The organism is Enterobacter sp. SM3, from assembly GCF_009811935.2.
GTDB classification, from domain to species: Bacteria; Pseudomonadota; Gammaproteobacteria; order Enterobacterales; family Enterobacteriaceae; genus Enterobacter; species Enterobacter asburiae_D.
Genome location: NZ_CP099971.1, coordinates 1103854 through 1123773, shown reverse-complemented (window position 1 = coordinate 1123773; position 19920 = coordinate 1103854). Strand labels below are relative to the sequence as shown.

Annotated in this window: 18 protein-coding genes; 10 read left to right on the top strand and 8 right to left on the bottom strand. The window is 56.1% G+C overall.

Annotation, left to right across the window (positions count from 1 at the left end; translation table 11 throughout):
- Window positions 1-68 precede the first annotated feature (68 nt).
- A complete protein-coding gene (gene acrR / locus GVO84_RS05165) occupies window positions 69-722 on the bottom strand; it encodes a multidrug efflux transporter transcriptional repressor AcrR (protein ID WP_121425574.1) in 654 nt (217 codons plus the stop codon).
- Window positions 723-862: 140 nt separating this feature from the next.
- On the opposite strand from acrR, the gene acrA reads away from it, so the two are divergent.
- The 6 genes from acrA (at window position 863) to GVO84_RS05135 (ending at window position 7698) form a co-directional block, all read left to right on the top strand.
- Entirely contained in the window at window positions 863-2056 is a 1194-nt protein-coding gene (gene acrA / locus GVO84_RS05160) for a multidrug efflux RND transporter periplasmic adaptor subunit AcrA (RefSeq protein ID WP_023310601.1), read from the top strand.
- Between the two features lie 22 nt (window positions 2057-2078).
- Complete coding sequence (acrB, locus tag GVO84_RS05155) at window positions 2079-5225, top strand: multidrug efflux RND transporter permease subunit AcrB (protein WP_063145542.1); 3147 nt, start codon at window positions 2079-2081, stop codon at window positions 5223-5225.
- Window positions 5226-5735: 510 nt separating this feature from the next.
- Complete coding sequence (gene tomB, locus GVO84_RS05150) at window positions 5736-6110, top strand: Hha toxicity modulator TomB (RefSeq protein ID WP_008499288.1); 375 nt, start codon at window positions 5736-5738, stop codon at window positions 6108-6110.
- Between the two features lie 27 nt (window positions 6111-6137).
- The gene (locus tag GVO84_RS05145; RefSeq protein WP_008499287.1) at window positions 6138-6356 is read left to right on the top strand and encodes an HHA domain-containing protein; all 219 of its coding nucleotides are present in this window, start codon (window positions 6138-6140) and stop codon (window positions 6354-6356) included.
- Window positions 6357-6561: 205 nt separating this feature from the next.
- Window positions 6562-7113, top strand: coding sequence for a maltose O-acetyltransferase (gene maa, locus GVO84_RS05140; protein WP_159513576.1), 552 nt, complete (start codon window positions 6562-6564; stop codon window positions 7111-7113).
- Window positions 7114-7230: 117 nt separating this feature from the next.
- Window positions 7231-7698 carry a YlaC family protein gene (locus GVO84_RS05135; RefSeq protein ID WP_121425576.1) on the top strand — a complete coding sequence of 156 codons (468 nt, stop codon included), beginning with the start codon at window positions 7231-7233 and terminating at the stop codon, window positions 7696-7698.
- On the opposite strand, the gene GVO84_RS05130 is transcribed toward GVO84_RS05135, so the two are convergent.
- Window positions 7670-9130, bottom strand: coding sequence for a PLP-dependent aminotransferase family protein (locus GVO84_RS05130; protein ID WP_159513575.1), 1461 nt, complete (start codon window positions 9128-9130; stop codon window positions 7670-7672). The two genes, GVO84_RS05135 and GVO84_RS05130, sit on opposite strands and share 29 nt — an antisense overlap.
- A gap of 101 nt (window positions 9131-9231) precedes the next feature.
- Here GVO84_RS05130 and GVO84_RS05125 point away from each other — a divergent pair, with 101 nt between their 5' ends.
- Window positions 9232-9942 (top strand): GNAT family N-acetyltransferase, encoded by a 711-nt coding sequence (locus GVO84_RS05125; RefSeq protein ID WP_159513574.1) that lies wholly within the window; start codon window positions 9232-9234, stop codon window positions 9940-9942.
- Here the strand turns inward: GVO84_RS05125 and ykgO are convergent.
- Together ykgO and GVO84_RS05115 are read right to left on the bottom strand one after the other, a co-directional pair.
- Window positions 9939-10079: a type B 50S ribosomal protein L36 gene (ykgO, locus tag GVO84_RS05120; protein ID WP_005125190.1), complete on the bottom strand. Its 141-nt coding sequence runs from the start codon at window positions 10077-10079 to the stop codon at window positions 9939-9941. The genes GVO84_RS05125 and ykgO overlap by 4 nt on opposite strands.
- 2 nt (window positions 10080-10081) lie before the next feature.
- Complete coding sequence (locus GVO84_RS05115; RefSeq protein ID WP_010428154.1) at window positions 10082-10342, bottom strand: type B 50S ribosomal protein L31; 261 nt, start codon at window positions 10340-10342, stop codon at window positions 10082-10084.
- Between the two features lie 219 nt (window positions 10343-10561).
- On the opposite strand from GVO84_RS05115, the gene GVO84_RS05110 reads away from it, so the two are divergent.
- On the top strand, window positions 10562-12127 hold the full coding sequence (locus GVO84_RS05110) for an EAL domain-containing protein (RefSeq protein WP_159513573.1): 1566 nt from the start codon (window positions 10562-10564) through the stop codon (window positions 12125-12127).
- On the opposite strand, the gene GVO84_RS05105 is transcribed toward GVO84_RS05110, so the two are convergent.
- The gene (locus GVO84_RS05105; protein ID WP_121425580.1) at window positions 12120-12392 is read right to left on the bottom strand and encodes a metal/formaldehyde-sensitive transcriptional repressor; all 273 of its coding nucleotides are present in this window, start codon (window positions 12390-12392) and stop codon (window positions 12120-12122) included. The two genes, GVO84_RS05110 and GVO84_RS05105, sit on opposite strands and share 8 nt — an antisense overlap.
- Window positions 12393-12525: 133 nt before the next feature.
- Here GVO84_RS05105 and GVO84_RS05100 point away from each other — a divergent pair, with 133 nt between their 5' ends.
- On the top strand, window positions 12526-13347 hold the full coding sequence (locus GVO84_RS05100) for a nickel/cobalt efflux protein RcnA (protein WP_159513572.1): 822 nt from the start codon (window positions 12526-12528) through the stop codon (window positions 13345-13347).
- A gap of 38 nt (window positions 13348-13385) precedes the next feature.
- Here the strand turns inward: GVO84_RS05100 and GVO84_RS05095 are convergent, their stop codons facing one another.
- From GVO84_RS05095 to GVO84_RS05085, 3 genes are all read right to left on the bottom strand, one after another.
- Complete coding sequence (locus GVO84_RS05095) at window positions 13386-16475, bottom strand: beta-galactosidase (protein ID WP_159513571.1); 3090 nt, start codon at window positions 16473-16475, stop codon at window positions 13386-13388.
- A 103-nt stretch (window positions 16476-16578) separates the two neighbouring features.
- Window positions 16579-17649 carry a LacI family DNA-binding transcriptional regulator gene (locus GVO84_RS05090; protein ID WP_159513570.1) on the bottom strand — a complete coding sequence of 357 codons (1071 nt, stop codon included), beginning with the start codon at window positions 17647-17649 and terminating at the stop codon, window positions 16579-16581.
- 76 nt (window positions 17650-17725) lie between these two features.
- Entirely contained in the window at window positions 17726-18337 is a 612-nt protein-coding gene (locus tag GVO84_RS05085; protein ID WP_121425583.1) for a YczE/YyaS/YitT family protein, read from the bottom strand.
- 86 nt (window positions 18338-18423) lie between these two features.
- On the opposite strand from GVO84_RS05085, the gene GVO84_RS05080 reads away from it, so the two are divergent.
- A complete protein-coding gene (locus GVO84_RS05080; protein WP_159513569.1) occupies window positions 18424-19845 on the top strand; it encodes a PLP-dependent aminotransferase family protein in 1422 nt (473 codons plus the stop codon).
- Window positions 19846-19920: the final 75 nt, after the last annotated feature.

The window sequence follows — 19920 nt, the reverse complement described above, 5'->3', positions numbered from 1 at the left end:
AAGAATATCACGCTCGCTGAAAGCAGAATAGCGCGAACGTTATCCTCTGAGATAAATCCTGGAAGGGATCAGGCCGTTAGAGAAGGCGCGTCGCTGCGCAGCGTGGGGCAGAGCTGTAGCATTTCCAGTAAAATCGCCACGTAGCTGCGGGCTTCCTCTTTGAGGTCAAAGGATTGCGGCGCAAAAAGCCAGTTTTCCATCAGACCTGAGATGTAGCCGCGCATCAGGATAGCCGCCCGGCGGGTCAAGAGATTGGCCGGTAATAGCTTTGCCTGCATACACAGGTTCAGGTTCTGCTCAATACGGTCATAGCTCTCGAGGCTGAGGCTGCGTTGCGCCTGCTGCACCACCGCCATTTCGCCGACAAACTCGCATTTATGATAAATTATTTCCATCATTAATCTGCGACGTTCTTCAACTACCGTCGCTTCAAGGATATATACTAATATTTCTCTCAATACTGAGAGTGGATCGTCAGGGAATTTTGCCCGATACTCACTCTCGAGATCGCTAATGCTGGACTCTGAAAGCTCCCAGATTTCACCGAACAGATCTGACTTGTCTTTAAAATGCCAGTAAATCGCTCCTCGCGTCACACCGGCAGCCTGAGCAATTTGTGCCAGCGAGGTGGATGAAACACCTCGCTGAGAGAACAAACGTATTGCCACATCCAGTATGTGTTGTCGGGTTTCCAGCGCTTGTTGTTTAGTTTTTCGTGCCATAGGTGGGTGAATTTACAGGAGTCAGATTTACATACATTTGTGAATGTATGTACCATAGCATGACGATAATATAAACGCAGCAACGGGTTTTAGACTCAGGACCCTTGATCAATTTGAAATCGGACACTCGAGGTTTACATATGAACAAAAACAGAGGGTTAACGCCTCTGGCGGTCGTTCTGATGCTCTCAGGCAGCTTAGCGCTTACAGGATGTGACGACAAACCAGCTCAACAAGGAGCTCAGCAGGCGCCAGAAGTAGGCGTTGTGACGCTCAAATCTGAACCTCTACAAATCACCACCGAATTACCAGGCCGTACAAATGCTTACCGCATTGCGGAAGTGCGTCCTCAGGTTAGCGGCATTATCCTGAAGCGTAACTTCACCGAAGGTGGTGATGTGAAAGCCGGTGAGTCTCTGTATCAGATTGATCCAGCAACCTATCAGGCATCGTATGAAAGCGCGAAAGGCGACCTGGCAAAAGCGCAAGCCGCGGCCAAAATCGCCCAGCTGACGCTGAACCGCTACCAAAAACTGCTCGGCACTAAGTACATCAGCCAACAGGATTACGATACCGCCCTGGCAGATGCACAGCAGGCTAACGCGGCCGTGGTGGCAGCCAAAGCGGCTGTCGAAACCGCGCGCATTAACCTGGCCTATACCAAAGTGACCTCCCCTATCAGCGGTCGTATTGGTAAGTCTTCCGTTACGGAAGGGGCTCTGGTGCAGAACGGTCAGACCACGGCGCTGGCGACCGTGCAGCAGCTCGATCCGATCTACGTTGACGTGACGCAATCCAGCAATGATTTCCTGCGCCTGAAACAGGAGCTGGCTAACGGCACCCTGAAACAGGAAAACGGCAAAGCCAAAGTGGAGCTGATTACCAACGACGGTATCAAGTTCCCGCAGGAAGGTACGCTGGAATTCTCTGATGTGACGGTCGACCAGACCACCGGTTCCATCACCTTACGTGCGATTTTCCCGAACCCTGACAAAAATCTGCTGCCAGGTATGTTCGTTCGCGCACGTCTGGAAGAAGGAACGAATCCAACCGCACTTCTGGTTCCACAACAGGGTGTGACCCGTACGCCACGCGGCGATGCAAGCGCGCTGGTTGTTGGGGCTGATGACAAAGTCGAAACGCGCAATATCACCGCTACCCAGGCGATTGGCGATAAATGGCTGGTGACGGAAGGTCTGAAAGATGGCGATCGCGTGATTGTTACTGGTTTGCAAAAAGTTCGTCCTGGCGCGCAGGTTAAAGCACAGGAAGTGAAATCTGACGATAAACAACAAGCTTCGGCCGCTGGCCAGTCAGAACAAACCAAGTCTTAACTTAAACAGGAGCCGTTAAGACATGCCTAATTTCTTTATCGATCGCCCCATATTTGCGTGGGTGATCGCCATTATCATCATGCTGGCCGGGGGACTTGCGATCCTGAAGCTGCCTGTCGCGCAATATCCAACGATTGCGCCACCGGCGGTGACAATTTCCGCAACCTACCCGGGGGCTGATGCGAAAACGGTGCAGGACACCGTTACCCAGGTTATCGAACAGAACATGAACGGTATCGATAACCTGATGTACATGTCCTCAAACAGTGACTCCACCGGTACAGTACAGATCACCCTGACCTTCCAGTCAGGTACGGATGCTGACATTGCGCAGGTTCAGGTGCAGAACAAACTGCAGCTGGCAATGCCTTTGCTGCCGCAGGAAGTACAACAGCAGGGTGTGAGCGTCGAGAAATCGTCCAGTAGCTTCCTGATGGTTGTCGGCGTTATCAACACCAACGGCACCATGACGCAGGAGGATATTTCCGACTACGTGGGCGCCAACATGAAGGACGCCATCAGCCGTACTTCCGGTGTGGGTGACGTGCAGCTGTTCGGTTCCCAGTACGCGATGCGCATCTGGATGGATCCTAACAAGCTGAACAACTTCCAGCTAACGCCGGTTGACGTGATCAGCGCGATTAAAGCGCAGAACGCCCAGGTAGCGGCCGGTCAGTTAGGCGGTACACCGCCGGTGAAAGGCCAGCAGCTTAACGCCTCGATCATCGCGCAGACCCGTCTGACCTCTGCCGATGAGTTCAGCAAAATTCTGCTGAAAGTGAATCAGGACGGTTCGCAGGTTCGCCTGCGCGACGTGGCGAAAGTGGAGCTGGGCGGTGAGAACTACGACATCATCGCGAAGTTCAACGGTAAACCGGCTTCCGGTCTGGGTATCAAACTGGCGACAGGCGCTAACGCCCTGGACACCGCCACGGCGATCCGCGCAGAGCTGAAGAAGATGGAACCGTTCTTCCCGTCAGGTCTGAAAATCGTTTACCCGTACGACACTACGCCGTTCGTAAAAATCTCGATTCACGAAGTGGTTAAGACGCTGGTTGAGGCGATCATCCTGGTCTTCCTGGTAATGTACCTGTTCCTGCAAAACTTCCGCGCGACGCTTATCCCAACGATTGCCGTGCCGGTTGTTCTGCTCGGGACCTTTGCGATCCTGTCGATATTTGGCTACTCGATAAACACCCTGACAATGTTCGGGATGGTGCTCGCCATCGGCCTGCTGGTGGATGACGCCATCGTGGTGGTCGAGAACGTCGAGCGTGTGATGGCGGAGGAAGGTCTGCCGCCGAAGGAAGCGACCCGTAAATCAATGGGCCAGATCCAGGGCGCGCTGGTCGGTATCGCGATGGTGCTGTCTGCGGTATTTATTCCGATGGCCTTCTTCGGGGGCTCTACCGGTGCGATTTACCGTCAGTTCTCTATTACCATTGTTTCCGCGATGGCGCTGTCGGTGCTGGTGGCGTTGATCCTGACCCCTGCCCTGTGTGCCACCATGCTGAAGCCCATTCAGAAAGGCGGTCACGGCGAGCATAAAGGGTTCTTCGGCTGGTTTAACCGCATGTTCGATAAGAGCACGCACCACTACACCGACAGCGTAGGTAACATCCTGCGCAGCACCGGTCGTTACCTGCTGCTCTATATCATCATCGTGGTGGGCATGGCTTTCCTGTTCGTTCGTCTGCCAAGCTCGTTCCTGCCAGATGAAGACCAGGGCGTGTTCCTGACGATGGCACAGCTTCCGGCGGGTGCCTCGCAAGAGCGTACCCAGAAAGTGCTGGATGAAGTGACGGACTACTACCTCACCAAAGAGAAAGACAACGTTGAATCCGTGTTTGCGGTTAACGGCTTTGGCTTTGCGGGTCGTGGTCAGAACACCGGTATTGCCTTCGTTTCTCTGAAAGACTGGTCTGAACGTCCGGGCGAAAAGAACAAGGTTGAAGCCATCACCGGCCGTGCAATGGGCACCTTCTCGCAGATTAAAGATGCGATGGTCTTCGCCTTTAACCTGCCAGCGATTGTTGAACTGGGTACCGCGACCGGCTTCGACTTCCAGCTGATTGATCAGGGCGGTCTGGGTCACGAGAAACTGACACAGGCGCGTAACCAGCTGTTTGGTGAAGTCGCTAAACACCCTGACCTGCTGGTCGGCGTGCGTCCAAACGGCCTGGAAGATACGCCGCAGTACAAGATCGATATCGACCAGGAGAAAGCCCAGGCGCTGGGCGTATCCATCAGTGACATCAACACCACGCTGGGTGCAGCCTGGGGCGGTAGCTACGTTAACGACTTCATCGACCGCGGTCGCGTGAAGAAAGTTTACGTGATGTCAGAGGCGCAGTACCGTATGTTGCCGAACGATATCAACAACTGGTTCGTGCGCGGCAGCAATGGTCAGATGGTTCCGTTCTCGGCGTTCTCAACGTCACGCTGGGAATACGGTTCACCGCGTCTGGAACGCTATAACGGTCTGCCGTCTATGGAGATCCTGGGTCAGGCAGCGCCGGGCCGAAGCACCGGTGAAGCCATGAACCTGATGGAAGAGCTGGCGAGCAAACTGCCTGCGGGTATCGGCTATGACTGGACCGGTATGTCCTATCAGGAACGTCTGTCCGGTAACCAGGCCCCTGCTCTGTACGCCATTTCACTGATTGTGGTCTTCCTGTGTCTGGCGGCACTGTACGAGAGCTGGTCGATTCCGTTCTCCGTTATGCTGGTGGTTCCACTCGGGGTTATCGGTGCGCTGCTTGCGGCAACGTTCCGTGGACTGACCAACGACGTTTACTTCCAGGTAGGCCTGCTGACAACCATTGGCTTGTCGGCGAAGAACGCGATACTTATCGTTGAATTCGCCAAAGATCTGATGGAGAAAGAAGGCAAAGGTCTTATTGAGGCGACGCTTGAGGCGGTTCGTATGCGTCTGCGCCCAATCCTGATGACGTCACTGGCGTTTATCCTCGGCGTACTGCCGCTGGTTATCAGCTCCGGTGCGGGCTCCGGCGCGCAGAACGCGGTAGGTACAGGTGTGATGGGCGGTATGGTTACCGCGACCGTACTGGCTATCTTCTTCGTACCGGTGTTCTTCGTGGTGGTTCGCCGCCGCTTTAGCCGAAAGAATGAAGATGTTGAACACAGTCATTCGGTAGAACCTCACTGATACCGGTTTCACATGATAAAAAGGTCGCATTAGCGGCCTTTTTCATTTTCAGAAAAAATCATAAATTACGCTTATTGTGGTTCTATTTATTTTCTGCCATCTTAAATAGACATATCATAATTAACTGATAACTTAATCGGTGAATTCAGGATTTTTTTAATTTCATTTCTCCGCTTAAGCTATTAGGAATATTCCTAATAAGAAGTTCTTACAAAGATAAGTCTGAATCTGAACTTTTCTCATCATTTTTGCTAAGCCAATGAAACGTAAGGAAGCGATAAAACACACTCGTTAATTTGGATAAAAAAGTTGAGTCCAGGACGACCATTTGCGTAGATGCTCGCAGTCTGCGGTTTTATTTGTAATTTTTCGTAATAGCGCGATGAAATCCAGGAAGGAGTGGCTTATAGTTAGGTTATCAGGAACACAGCACTCATGTAGCTAAGTCAGTTGTATCCATCCCGACAATGATGTTCGGTGAGTAAGAAATCACTCAGAAGGGGATGCGCTATGGACGAGTACTCGCCAAAAAGGCATGATATCGCGCAGTTGAAATTTCTCTGCGAATCCTTGTACCATGACTGCCTTGCCAACCTTGATGAAAGCAACCATGGCTGGGTAAACGATCCAACGTCTGCTATCAATTTACAGTTGAATGAGCTGATAGAGCATATCGCAACCTTCGCACTTAATTATAAAATTAAGTACAATGAAGATAATAAGCTCATTGAGCAAATTGATGAATACCTGGACGACACCTTTATGTTGTTCAGCAGTTACGGCATTAACGCCCAGGATTTGCAAAAATGGCGTAAATCGGGAAACCGGCTATTCCGCTGTTTCGTCAACGTGAGCAGAGCTAACCCGGTTAGTCTTTCCTGTTAAAATTATTACAATTACTAAGGTGAATTTATGTCTGATAAACCACTCACAAAGATCGATTATTTGATGCGCTTACGACGTTGTCAGTCAATTGACACCCTTGAGCGCGTCATTGAAAAGAATAAATACGAGCTTTCGGATAATGAACTGGCGGTATTTTATTCAGCCGCTGACCATCGTCTTGCTGAACTGACAATGAATAAGCTGTATGACAAAATCCCTACTTCTGTGTGGAAATTTGTCCGTTAATCTTTGAAGGGTGTCTGTAGAGTTCTACGCCTCGTTCTCAGTATTTACCTATCCCGTTATGCTCCCTGTGCGTAAGCCAGGTCTCCGTGTAAAACGTGTTCAGCAGCAGCAATGTTGTGACTCCAGTCACATCGGCTTTTCGGGAACGTTCCCCTCCTGGCCAGTTCCGATTACCCTGCGGTAATCACATCCAGAGAGGTTTCCAATGAGCTTAGAAAAACAGAAAATGATTGCCGGTGAACCTTACCGCCCCGGCGATGAGACGTTACGGGCCGACCGACTGCGGGCGCGCCATCTGGTATATCGCTATAACCACACCGCGCCTGATGAAAAAACAGAACGCCAGAACATTCTGGCGGAACTTCTGGGACAAGGCGAAGGCGCTTATATAGAACCGAGCTTCCGCTGCGACTATGGATATAACATTTATCTCGGCAAAAACTTTTACGCTAACTTCGACTGCGTAATGCTGGATGTCTGCCCTGTCCATATTGGCGATAACTGCATGCTCGCGCCGGGTGTTCATATTTATACGGCCACCCACCCGCTTGACGCAGAAGAACGGAATAGCGGCGTGGAGTTTGGAAAACCCGTCAGGATTGGCAATAACGTCTGGATTGGTGGCCGGGCGGTCATTAACCCTGGCGTCACCATTGGTGATAATGTGGTGGTGGCCTCCGGTGCCGTCGTGACGAAAGACGTCCCGGCTAACGTCGTCGTTGGCGGCAACCCGGCAAAAATCATCAAAACGCTGTGAGGTTACGGGGAGCCAACTGTTATGGTCTTTTAGGTCCAGACTGTTACTTTTTTCAGCCTGATGGCTCCCCTAAAATTGGCAGACACCCTGTATTGTCAACTCTCATGAAGGCAAATAATGACCGAGATACAGCGCCTGCTTACCGCCACCATCGACGATCTTAACCTCCGCGAAAAGCGCGACAATCGCCCGCGCTTTAGCATTAGCTTTATTCGCAAACATCCTGGACTGTTTGTCGCCATGTATGCCGCCTGGCTGGCGACGCTTGTTGTGATGCTGACATCCGAAACGCTGGTGGACTCCGTCTGGCTGCTGGTTGTACTGTTTGTCGTCTTTAACGCCTTTTTCTTTTTCGACGTGAATCCGCGCTACCGTTACGAAGATATCGACGTGCTCGATTTCCGGGTCTGCTACAACGGCGAATGGTACAACACGCGTTACGTGCCAGAGGAGCTGATCGAAAACATCCTGCACTCTCCGGCGGTTGAAGCCGGGCAAAAAGAGAAGCTGCAGAAAATGGTCTCCACCAAAGGCCAGCTCTCTTTCTATGATGTCTTTACCCTTTCCCGCCCTGCTGCTGCGTAATTAACGACTGCAGGCGTCGGATCCCCGGCGTAAACAGAGAAGCAGAGGTATTGCCGTAGCCTAAAACCAGACCGGTTTGCCCCTGCTTCGCCTCCAGGTAGTACCCGCTCAGTGCAGCAGGTGCCAGTTGAAACGCCCTCGCCTGCTCCACCAGCCTCTGGTCGTCAATACCGTCTATCGCCAGCGTCAGATGCATTCCCCCTTCGCCTGCCAGAATGCGGTGCGGAGAATGAAGCTCTGCGCTCAGCACCTCCCGCAGCTGGCGGTAGCGTTTACGGTAGAGCCGACGCATGGCGGCAAGATGGCGGGCGTAATGACCTTCCTCAATGAACAGAGCCAGGGTGCGCTGCTCCGCACGATGCCCGCCGCGCAACAGCGAGCCGATGGCCGGGCGAGCCGCTTTCGCCAGCGCTGGCGGTAACACCATGAACCCCATTCTGAGCGACGGAAACAGCGTTTTACTGAACGTCCCCAGATACACAACGGGCGCATTGTTGACCATTCCCAGCATCGCCGGTACGGGCTCACCGGCATAGCGGAACTCGCTGTCGTAATCATCTTCAATGATCCACGCGTTGTGCTGCCGGGCCAGTTCCAGCAGCGCCAGCCGCCGCCGCGCGCTGAGCACGCTTCCGTAAGGGTACTGGTGCGAAGGCGAGGTAAAAATCAGCGAGGGAGCAGGCGCATCAAGACCTTCCCAGCACATTCCCTCGTCATCAACCGGTATTCCCGTCATTGCCAGGCCGGTTTTAACAAACGCGCTCTTTGCCCCGCTATAGCCGGGGTTTTCTACCCAGGCGACATCGCCAGGCTCGCTTAACAGCATCGTGCAGAGGTTGACGCCCTCAAGCGCGCCTTCCGTGATCACAATCTGGCTGGCGTCGCAGTCAATACCGCGGGACAGGGCGAGATGCCGGGCAATCGCGGCCCGCAGCGACGGCTCGCCGGCCGGGTCGCCATACCCTAGCAGAGCATTTCCCTCCTCCCGCATCACGCGGTCGTACAATCGCCGCCACAGCGGCAGAGGAAAATAGTTGATGGCCGGCGTGCCTGGGGTAAACGCCAGAACCGGCGTGTCCCGGGGCACTGGCGCAGGCAGCAGCCCGACCCGTTTTGCGAGCGTGATGGCAGGGTCCGGCATTGTCCGGGTGACGGAACGGTGAGCTAACTGCGCCACCCGCGTTCCCTGGCGATTACGCTGCAAATACCCTTCGAGGGTGAGCTGGTCCAGCGCTGCATTGACGGTATTCCGGGAAAGGGAGAGCTGCTGAGCCAGCGTTCGCGAACCGGAAAGCTGGCTGCCGGATCGAAGCCTTCCGCACAGTATGGCCTCCCGCAGAGCAAGATAGAGCGTGCGCTGGAGCGTCTCTTCCCCGCGTGTTTTCAGGGCTGAATGGAGCAAGGTATAAAATTCATCACCCGGTATATTCATCTCGCCTCCTCGTGGCACCATCAAAACATAGCGCAGTGGTTCTTTTTAAGGAACCAGTAATTCACTAGTCTAAAGCTCTTTTCAACGTCACGGAAATTAAGATGAAGACATTCAATCAGTTCGGACAGCCGGTGGGCGAAGCGCTTACCGACTGGCAACCCCGTCAGCACCCGTCCCGGGTGGTCCTTCAGGGTCACTATTGTCGGCTTGAGCCGCTGCGCGTAGCGCATGCCCACGCGCTGTTCTCTGCGTATTCCCTGGCCGAAGATACCCGCGGCTGGACGTGGCTACTGCGTGAACCCGATGCCACCGCAGAGGAGTTTGCCGAATGGGTGACGAGCGTAAGTGAGTTATCCGATCCCATCCACTTTACCGTGATGGATAACCGGACCCAGTCCCCCGTCGGGACGCTGTCCCTGATGCGTATCGATCCTAAAAACGGGGTCGTAGAAGTGGGGCACGTTCACTTCTCGCCTCTTTTAAGCCGCACGCCCATGTCGACAGAAGCGCAGTATCTGCTGATGCGGTACGTGTTCGATACCCTGGGCTATCGGCGTTATGAATGGAAGTGCAATAGCCTGAACGAACCTTCCCGTAAGGCGGCACTGCGTCTGGGCTTTCAGTTTGAGGGGCGCTTTCGCCAGGCGCTGGTCATAAAAGGCCACAACCGGGATACCGACTGGTTTTCGATACTCGACAAAGAATGGCCGGCGCTGGCGAGCGCCTTTGAAAGCTGGCTTGCCACCGACAATTTTACTGCCGATGGCAAACAGAAAAGATCCCTGGAAAGCTGGCGAGAAACGCGCGTCTAGCGTCTTTTTTTACGTCCTTGAACCGCCTTAAAGCGCGGATTGGTTTTGCAAATCACGTATAAGCGCCCCTTGCGTTTGACTATCTGGCAATCAGGGTGACGCTGCTTTGCACTGCGTAATGAGTTAAGTACCTGCATGGTTAGCCCCGCTTCGCATTGAGAAAGCCGCCAAAACGCTTGCGGAAGCGCGCTGCGCTGCCGTCCGTAGAGAACGTTTTCTGCTTACCGGTATAAAACGGGTGCGATTTTGAAGAAACCTCGATGGTGATGTACGGATATGTTTCACCGTCGAGTTCAATTTCACGGTCGGTCTTAATGGTTGAGCCAACCTTGAAGTATTCATTCGCGCTGGTGTCGTGGAATACCACGGTGCGATAGGCTGGATGGATATCGGGTTTCATCGTAAATCCTTTATGTTTTGTTATAACATAACAAAATAATATCCAGGCCAGGTGGAAAAAACAACCCCTCTCTTCTGACGTTATTTTCTGGTTTACCTTAGATAAAATGAAAACCACGCCATCCACGTGCTATAACTATATCATTTCGCGGTAAAATCTTTCTCTTCAGGCAGGGAACTCAATGCCCAGGAACGGGTATACGAGGAAGGACACGACAGCATGAAAACCCGACATCTGGTCAGTCTGGTGACTGGCGTACTTATCTTTTCCGTGCTGGTCCCCATTTGCCTCAGCATCTGGCTGGCCCATCGCCAGGCGGAAGATAAATTTGTCGATGCGCTGGAAAACTATGCCTCACGCGTGCTGGTACGAACCGACCGGGTTGTGGATCAGGCAAAGGAGGCGCTCGATCACCTGCAGGCCTTTGAGGGCGTGCCGTGTAGCCCTTTGCAATTAAGGGAGATGCGCCGGGTTGCTTTCTCATGGCGATATGTCCAGGAAGTGATTTATATCGATAACCTTCGCCCGCTCTGCTCCTCCCTGGAGCAAACCAGTCATTCGGCCCCTTTTCCCCCTCCGATGCGCATTACCGAAGATGGCTACAGCGCCTGGCTGACCACGCAGAACGATCTTGGGTTTAACCGCTACATGGCGGTGCTGGGTAAAGGCCACTACCTTGTGATGGTCGATCCTGCCTCGCTGGTGGACGTGATCCCTTTCGGCGAGATAGCGATTGATGCCGCCCTGGTAGGAAGCACAACGCACCGCATATTCGCCAGCAGCAATAAGCTCGATTCCCACATCCGCGACATGATTCAGGAACAGGGTGCCGGCAGCGTGCAGTACAACGGTTCAATGTACGTCATGAAGTCTGTACCTGAACTGGGGTTTACCGTCGTCGCATGGGCAACGCTTAAACCGCTGGCTGAAACCTGGCACCGGCAGCTGCTTTTCTGGTTACCGTTCGGCATGTTGATGAGCCTGCTTGCCGCGCTCTTTGTCCTGCGGATACTGCGCCGTATCCAGTCGCCGCGCAATCGCCTGCTTGACGCCATTAACAGCCGCGATTTTGTGGTTCACTATCAGCCCATCGTGGCGCTGTGCAGCGGAAAGATCGTGGGCGCCGAAGCGCTGACGCGCTGGCCCCAGCCGGACGGAAGCAGTCTGTCGCCTGATATCTTTGTTCCCCTTGCCGAGCAAACGGGGCTCATTTCGCAGCTGACGCAGCTCGTCATCGAAAAGGTGTTTGAAGATATGGGCCACTGGCTGCAGCGCCATTCGGATCAGCATATCTCCATCAACCTCGCGCCTGCTGATTTAACCTCCGGCATCCTGCCGCCGCTGCTGAGTCAGCTCCTGAATAAGTGGCAAATCCATCCCCGACAGATCGCCCTTGAGCTCACCGAGCGCGGCTTTGCCGACCCCAAAATAAGCGCACCGGCTATCGCGGCATTCCGTCGTTCGGGCCACCCTGTCTATATTGATGATTTTGGCACGGGCTATTCCAGCCTGAGCTATCTGCAGGATCTGGACGTCGACACGCTAAAAATCGACAAGTCGTTCGTGGATGCGCTGGAATATAAAAACGTGACGCCGCACATCATTGAAATAGCGAAGTCGCTGAAGCTGGCGATGGTGGCGGAGGGTGTCGAAACCGCAGGGCAGCTCGCCTGGCTTCACCAACACGGCGTGCAGTACGGGCAGGGGTGGTACTACAGCAAAGCGCTGCCAAAAGCGGAATTCATTCTCTGGGCAGAAAATAACCTCGGCACGCACGCTACTTGAGATAGGACTTCATCACCCGCAGTACCACGCCAAGATCGGCTTCACGCTGCGCTTCTTCAGGCTCTTTCACCACATGATCGGTTAAATGCCCTTCGATCACCTGCATCATCATGCCATTGACCGCCCCGCGGATCGCCGCCAGCTGCTGTAACACCTCGGCGCATTCGTGATCGCTGTTGAGCATTTTTTCCAGAGCATGACTCTGCCCCTGAATTTTCTTCAGGCGAGTCAGTAACATTTTCTTGTCGCGAACGGTATGTGACATCTCTGTATCCCTTGTTTTTAGCTTTTAAAGCATATCACGCTCTACTCCCCCTGAGTATTTTTCTACTGGGGGGTAGTATTAAACTACTGGGGGGGAGTAGTATCTTCGCACGCTTTCCACTCCGGAATTTCCCATGACCGATTTTGCTTCACTCCTTCAGCAGGGCAATGCCTGGCTGTTTGTTCCCAGCGCTATCCTGCTCGGTGCGCTACATGGCCTGGAGCCGGGCCACTCAAAAACAATGATGGCCGCCTTTATTGTGGCCATCCGCGGCACGCTGAAACAGGCGGTACTGCTCGGCCTGGCGGCCACGCTCTCCCATACGGCAGTGGTCTGGCTCGTTGCCATGGCGGGACTGTGGTTTGGTCGGGGCTGGGATGCGCATACGTCCGAACCCTGGTTCCAGCTGATCTCCGGGGTGTTGATCGTTGCGATCGCCCTGTGGATGGCGTGGCGAACCTGGAAAGAGAGCCAGCCGCACGATCATCATCACGACCATGATCACCACCATGACCATGACCATGAACACCATCATGATCATCACCACCACGAGCACACGCTGATTGAAGAAGAGTGGCAGGACGCCCACCAGCGCGCGCACGCGCAGGATATTAACCGCCGCTTCAGCGGTCAAAACGTCACCACCGGACAGATCGTGATGTTTGGCCTGACCGGCGGACTTATCCCCTGCCCGGCGTCCATCACCGTGCTGCTGATCTGCCTGCAGCTAAAGCATTTTGCCCTCGGCGCGACGCTGGTATTTAGCTTCAGCATCGGTCTGGCGTTAACGCTGGTCGCTTCCGGCGCGATTGCCGCCTTAAGCCTCAAACATGCGACAAAACGCTGGCCCGGGTTTAGCGAATTCTCCCGTAAAGCGCCGTGGATCTCCGCTGCGCTGATTACCGTAGTAGGGATTTACATGAGCCTGCATGGCCTGAACAGCATTCTGGGGTAAGCGTGCGGCCACGCCGTGTGGCCGCATCTTCTGGTCAGTTAAGGGTTCTGCTGCCAGCTGAAGGTATAGCGAAGCTGACGTGTCTGCAGGATGAATTCCGGCGAGACGCTGGGGCTCCAGGAGTCGTCGCCGCCCACGCCCATATGGAACGCATCGAGGTTGAGCCAGCATCCCGGTTCTTCCCGCAGCAGGTGATGATGGGTTGTCTCTCGTAGCTGCTGCTGGCTATAGCGGCTCACCGAGAAGTGGAAATGGCCATTCAGCTGATGCATTCCCACCACAAGTTCCCGGGTATCGCAGCGCAAACCATTTTCCGTCGGGAAGATATACGGCGTGTGCATGGCTTCGAGAGGTAACGTCCAGCGCCCCTGCTGCTGCGCCAGCTTTCTGTCCGGGTAGTTTTCATGCGGCCCCAGCCCAAGCCAGCGAACGTTTTCCGGCGTTTCGGCGAGATGAACGCTCAGGCCAATCCGCGCAGGTTCAGGGATATCAGACGCCATATCGACCTGAATATCGCCATGCAGAACGCCCCGATCGTCCACCCGCCAGACTTTACGGCTCATGAACAAGGCCTTGCCGCGATACTCAAGCACGTGTTGGGTTGTGACCACCACCTCGCCTGCGTGCTGCTCTGCCTCACAGTGCAGCACGCGCGGGGTGAGATCGTACATGCCCGCCGCTTTCCAGCGTTCAACCCAGGCGTTCGGATCGATCTTCGTCGCTTCGCTCACGCCAATGTCGTTGTCCAGCGGCGCGCGGCTGACGTTATCCGTCAGAGGTGAAAGCAGCGTTTCAACGCCATTTCGCCACCATTGAGTCAGGTTTCCGGATGCGCGATCGAACTGCCAGCGCTGTTGACGGTGGGCGATCTCCAGGTGGCGATCGCTTTGCGTTAACACCGGCGGCTCGCCCGCCGCGGCTGGCGGAGCAATAAAGAGCGGAGCCGGAAGCGGCCACTGCTCCCACGCGCAGCGATGGTCTGCCGGTGACCACGGCGTTGCCCGCGGCTGACGTACTTCAACGTTCAGCCAGACCTCACCCGGCCCGGCGTTCAGCTCCGGCAGGGCAATCTCCAGACGCTGAGTGCCTTCAGGCGCCATCGCCAGCGTCACCTCGCCCGCAGCGAGCACGTCCCCGTCCCGGGCAACCGTCCAGTTCAGCACTTCGTTATCGGTGTGGCGGAACAGGTAGCCGCTTTGCACCTCAATCACCAGCGGCGAGGTGCTGATCCGCGTAAAGGTAAAGAACTGCTGGGCGCGCTGCGCCTCGTACAGCGCCGGGTGCGGCGTGCGATCGGGGAACACCAGTCCGTTAAGACAGAACTGTCGGTCGTTCGGCTTATCGCCGAAGTCTCCGCCGTAGGCCCAGAACGTATTGCCCTCTTTGTCCCGTTTTGTCAGGGCCTGATCGACCCAGTCCCAGACAAACCCACCCTGCAGGCGAGGATGGCTGCGAAACGCCTGCCAGTATTTTGCAAACCCACCGAAGCTATTTCCCATCGCGTGGGCGTATTCACAGAGGATCAGCGGGCGCGTTTCATCCGGCATGCCGATCCATTTCTTGATTGACCATTTAGGCACTGCCGGGAACGGCTGATCCCGATCGACCCGGGCGTACATAGGACAAACAATATCGGTCGCCGCCGTGTTCGCGCCGCCGCCTTCATACTGCACAGGGCGTGTCGGGTCGGTGGTTTTCAGCCAGCGGTACAGCGCATCGTGATTCGCGCCGTGGCCCGACTCATTGCCCAGGGACCAGATGATAATTGAGGGGTGATTACGATCGCGCTGCACCATGCGGGTCACGCGCTCGCTCATGGCGGGCAGCCAGCGCGGATCGTCAGCAAGGCGGCTCATCGGCACCATGCCGTGCGTTTCGATATTGGCTTCGTCAACGACGTACAGCCCGTAGCGATCGCAAAGCCGGTACCACAGCGGATGGTTCGGGTAGTGCGAACAGCGCACGGCGTTGAAGCTGTGCTGCTTCATGGTTTCGATATCGCGACGCATGGTTGCTTCGTCCATCACCTGGCCGTTTTCCGGGTGATGCTCGTGCCGGTTAACCCCGCGGATCAGCAGCGGTTTACCGTTGAGCTTCAGCAGCCCATTGCTGATTTCAACGCGGCGGAAGCCCACGTCGCACGCTTCTATCTCAAGCACCTCACCCTGCGGGTTAAGAAGCGCCATCGTCAGGCGATACAGCTCCGGCGTTTCCGCACTCCAGAGCGCAGGTGTCTCAACGGGGATTGTTACCGTTAAGCGCTCGGCCCAGCTGCCGCGCTCGTCAACAATGGCAGATCCCGGCTGTCGGGAGACGCTGGCGCATTTTTCCCCCTTGCGCCACAGGGTAAAGACCACCTCGCCGTCCGCAAAGCCAGCGCCTGCCAGCGTGACATCAACCTTCAGCACCGCGCGGTCCAGTTCCGCATTCAGATCCGTCACGACGTGATAATCGGCAATCTGCGTCTCGGGTTTATGCAGCAAGGTCACATCGCGGAAGATGCCGCTCATGCGCCACATGTCCTGATCTTCCAGATAGCTGCCGTCGCACCAGCGCAATACCATGACCGCCAGGCGGTTCTGTCCGGGGCGTAGTGCCGCCGAGAGGTCAAATTCGGCGGGCAACCGGCTGTCCTGGGAATAGCCTATCCACTGCCCGTTGCACCAGAGATGGAACGCCGAGTTCACGCCGTCAAAGATGATGCGGGTCTGCCCGCTCTGAAGCCAGGCGTCATCCACCTCAAATGTGAGCGAGTAACAACCGGTCGGGTTTTCCTGCGGCACAAAAGGTGGGTTAACGGGAATGGGATAGGTGACATTGGTATAGATGGGCGTGTCGAATCCCTGCATCTGCCAGTTAGACGGTACGGGCATCGCAACGGCATCCGCGCAATCTTCGGTTACCCATGACTGAGGAACCTGCTCCGGCGCGGTAAAGTAGCTAAACCGCCATAGCCCGTTGAGAGTTTGCCTTCTGGCAGATCCGGCGTCATCTCTGGCCGAAGGCTCATTGCGCCAGCTGTGCAACGGCGCGTGTGCGGCCAGACGGTTCCACTGGGTAACTACGGGGTTTTCCCAGTCCCGACGGGCCAGGAGGGCGCTGAGGGTCAGCGAGGGAGTGTCAGACATGTTAACCTCTTTGCGAAGCGCTCACAATTTTGGTTAACATGCCCTGGCACTCTGCGACGGTAAAGCACGCGATCGCAGGGTAGCGAGTCAGATCACAAAAGTCTTATTTACGGGCAAGCTGCTCGGCCAGGAGTGCCAGGCTTCTGAGCTGCTGCGCCAGATCCTCGCGTTCGGCCTGCTGCGGGTTGCGGCGCGCGCTGGAATGGCGGGTAACCAGCGTCACCGGCAGCTGAACCTGCCAGCACGCCTCGTCCCCGGAGGGGGCCAGCAGCCACTCAACGCTGCGTTCGCCCGCCTCGCGAAACGCCTGGCGAATGGTCGTCAGCGGCGGAGAAAACCAGGCGCTGTCAGCCGTATCATCAAACCCAACCACCGATATCTGGCCCGGGATCGCTACCCCTTTTTCCGCGCAGGCGCGCATCACCCCGAGCGCCATTTGGTCGTTCGCCACCAGAATCGCGTCCGGTAATGTCGCCGCAGACAGCAGCAGATGTCCCTTCTCATATCCGCTGGCCGCGCTCCAGTCACCGCAGGCCACCGCAGCGGCTTCAAGCCCCGCGAATGCGAGAGCGGCTTTCCATCCCGCCAGGCGCGCCCGTGCAGAGACCGAGCTTTCCGGCCCGCTCAGCAGGGCAATGCGCTGATGTCCCAGCGACAGCAGATGCTCAACGCCCAAATGCGCCCCCAGCTCTGCGTTAAACACGAGGCTGTGTACCTGCGCTGAGGGTGATACATCGAGAAACAGCACCGGAACAGGCGACGCCAGCGCCCTGAGCTCTTCAGCGTGCGGATCGTCCAGCGGCACATTCACCAGCAGCGCCTCCACCCGCTGTGCCAGCAGCGCCTGAAGCGCGGCCTGACACTGCCGGGGCTGCTCCACCATGGAGATAAGGACGCTCGCCCCCTGTTCCGCCGCGCGAGATTTTACCGCCGACACAATTTGTGAAGGGGCGTGCAGGGCCAGGTCGGTAGTGATGAGGCCCAGCGTACGGGTGCGTTTACCCGCCAGCTGCTGTGCCCGTAGGTTTGGAACGTAGTGCAGCTCCGCCATCGCCTGCTGCACCTTTTCTCGCGTGCGGGCAGACACATGTTCCGCGTTGTTAATGACGCGGGAAACGGTCTGATAAGAAACCCCCGCAAGGAGGGCGACATCATAGAGAGTGATAGCTTTCATGCATTCTGGCATCGCGTTTATCGTGCCTCTATTCTGGCACAGCGACGCCGTTAAAACTTGTGAGCGCTTCGCAAAATTAAACAACCCGCTCCGGCCGGGGGATTTCCGCAATGCGCGGCTTCTGGCGGAACCAGGGCAGACAGAGCTGAATAAGCGGGCCAATGGTCAGGGCATACAGTACGGTTCCCACACCAAACGTGCCGCCAAGCACGCACCCAATCAGCAGGACGGAGACCTCAATTGAGGTGCGCACGCTGCGAATGGACCACCCCAGACGGGCATGAATGCCGGTCATCAGGCCGTCGCGCGGACCGGGCCCGAAGCCGGCACCGATGTACATGCTGGTCGCAATCGCGTTCATCACGATGCCCGACACCAGGAAAGCGATTCGAACGGGTAACGAATCCAGTTCCGGGATAAGCGCCATGCTGGCGTCCGCCGCCAGACCGATACAAATCACGTTACTGATCGTGCCAAGGCCCGGCATCTGGCGCAGCGGGATCCACAGCAGCAGCACCGCAGCACCAACTAAAATGATCACCGTCCCGATAGTCATCCCCAGCTGCATCCCCACCCCAAGGTGAAAAACATCCCAGGGATCGACACCCAAATCGGAACGAATAAACATTGCGGTGGAAAGGCCATACAGTCCTAAACCGACATAAAGTTGTAGCAGACGACGTACCATTTTTATCTTCTCCAGTGAACCAGGCTTTCATCCTGACCTAAAATGGCACTATGATTAATGTCCAGTTTTCAAATAGTGGACTGCATATGTCATCACGTCGCTTCGGAAGCCAGTCTCTGGTACGCCTGTTAGGCCACTGGCAGCAAGCCTCATCCCGCACCCCGCTCTGGCGACAGCTGGCCGACGCGCTGCGTCTGTTAATCCTTGATGGGCGTCTGGCTTTGAATACGCGTCTCCCGGGCGAGCGTGAGCTGGCCTCCGCGCTGGACGTGAGCCGAACCACCATCAGCAGCGCCCTCGCCCACCTGCGAGAAGAGGGTTATCTTGAAAGCCGCCACGGCAGCGGGTCACGCGTGCTCCTCCCGGATACGCGCGCCGTTCCCACCCTTTCAGCGGCAAGTGCCGCACTGGATCTCTCCACTGCCGCCCTCAATGCCGGGCCGGAGATCCATCAGGCCTATGCCCATGCGCTCACGGCCATTACGCAGCATCTCTCGCTGACGGGCTACGATCAGCTTGGGCTGCCGACGCTGCGGGAGGCCATCGCTGCGCGCTATACCGCGCGGGGTCTTCCCACCCGCGCAGACGAAGTGATGGTGGTCAATGGCGCCGTCAGCGGCTTTGCGCTGGTACTGCGGATGATGACCGGGCCGGGGGACCGCGTCGTGGTCGATCACCCCACCTACCCGCTGGCGATTGCCGCTATTCAGGGCGCGCAGTGTCGGCCCGTGGGGGTGTCGCTGCCGGAAACCGGCTGGGATACGGATGGCTTCGCGGCAACGCTTGCCCAGACGGCGCCGCGCCTGGCGTATCTGATGCCTGATTTTCATAACCCCACCGGGCGCTGTATGGATATCGCCACCCGTCGGGCCATCACGGATATCGCTGCCCAAACCCGCACGGCGCTGGTGGTGGATGAAACGATGGTGGATCTCTGGTTTGATGCGCCTCCCCCGCCACCGCTGGCCGCCTTTAACCCGCAGGCCACCGTCATCACCTTAGGCTCTGCCGGAAAAAGCTTCTGGGGAGGGCTGCGTCTCGGCTGGATCCGCGCCTCCTCGCGCACTATCGCCACGCTTGCCCAGACGCGGGATACACTGGATTTAGGCTCGCCGCTGCTGGAACAGCTGGCGATGGAGTGGCTCATTAACAACAGCGAGACGTTTCTGCCCGCACGCCGGAAGATGCTGGCGGAACGACGCGATCGATGCGGTAAACTGTTGCGCGAACATTTCCCGGACTGGAAATTCCATGAAGCGGAAGGCGGGCTCTCTTACTGGATAGAGCTCCCGGGCATGCTGGCGACACAGCTTGCCGCGCGGGCGGAGATTCTGGGGATCAATCTGGGGACCGGTACGCGGTTTGGTTTATCCGGCGCGTTTGACCGCTATTTGCGGATGCCCTTCTCACTCGAATCGACAGAGCTTGAGCAGGCGTTGCTGAGGATCAAACCGCTATGGCTCGCCCTGAATAAAAACGTGCCATCGTTAAAACGCAGCGTGATCTAATATTAAAATTTTTGAAGCAGATCATAAAAAATAAAAACTGCTGACTGTCACGGAGGCAGTCAGCAGTTTTCACCG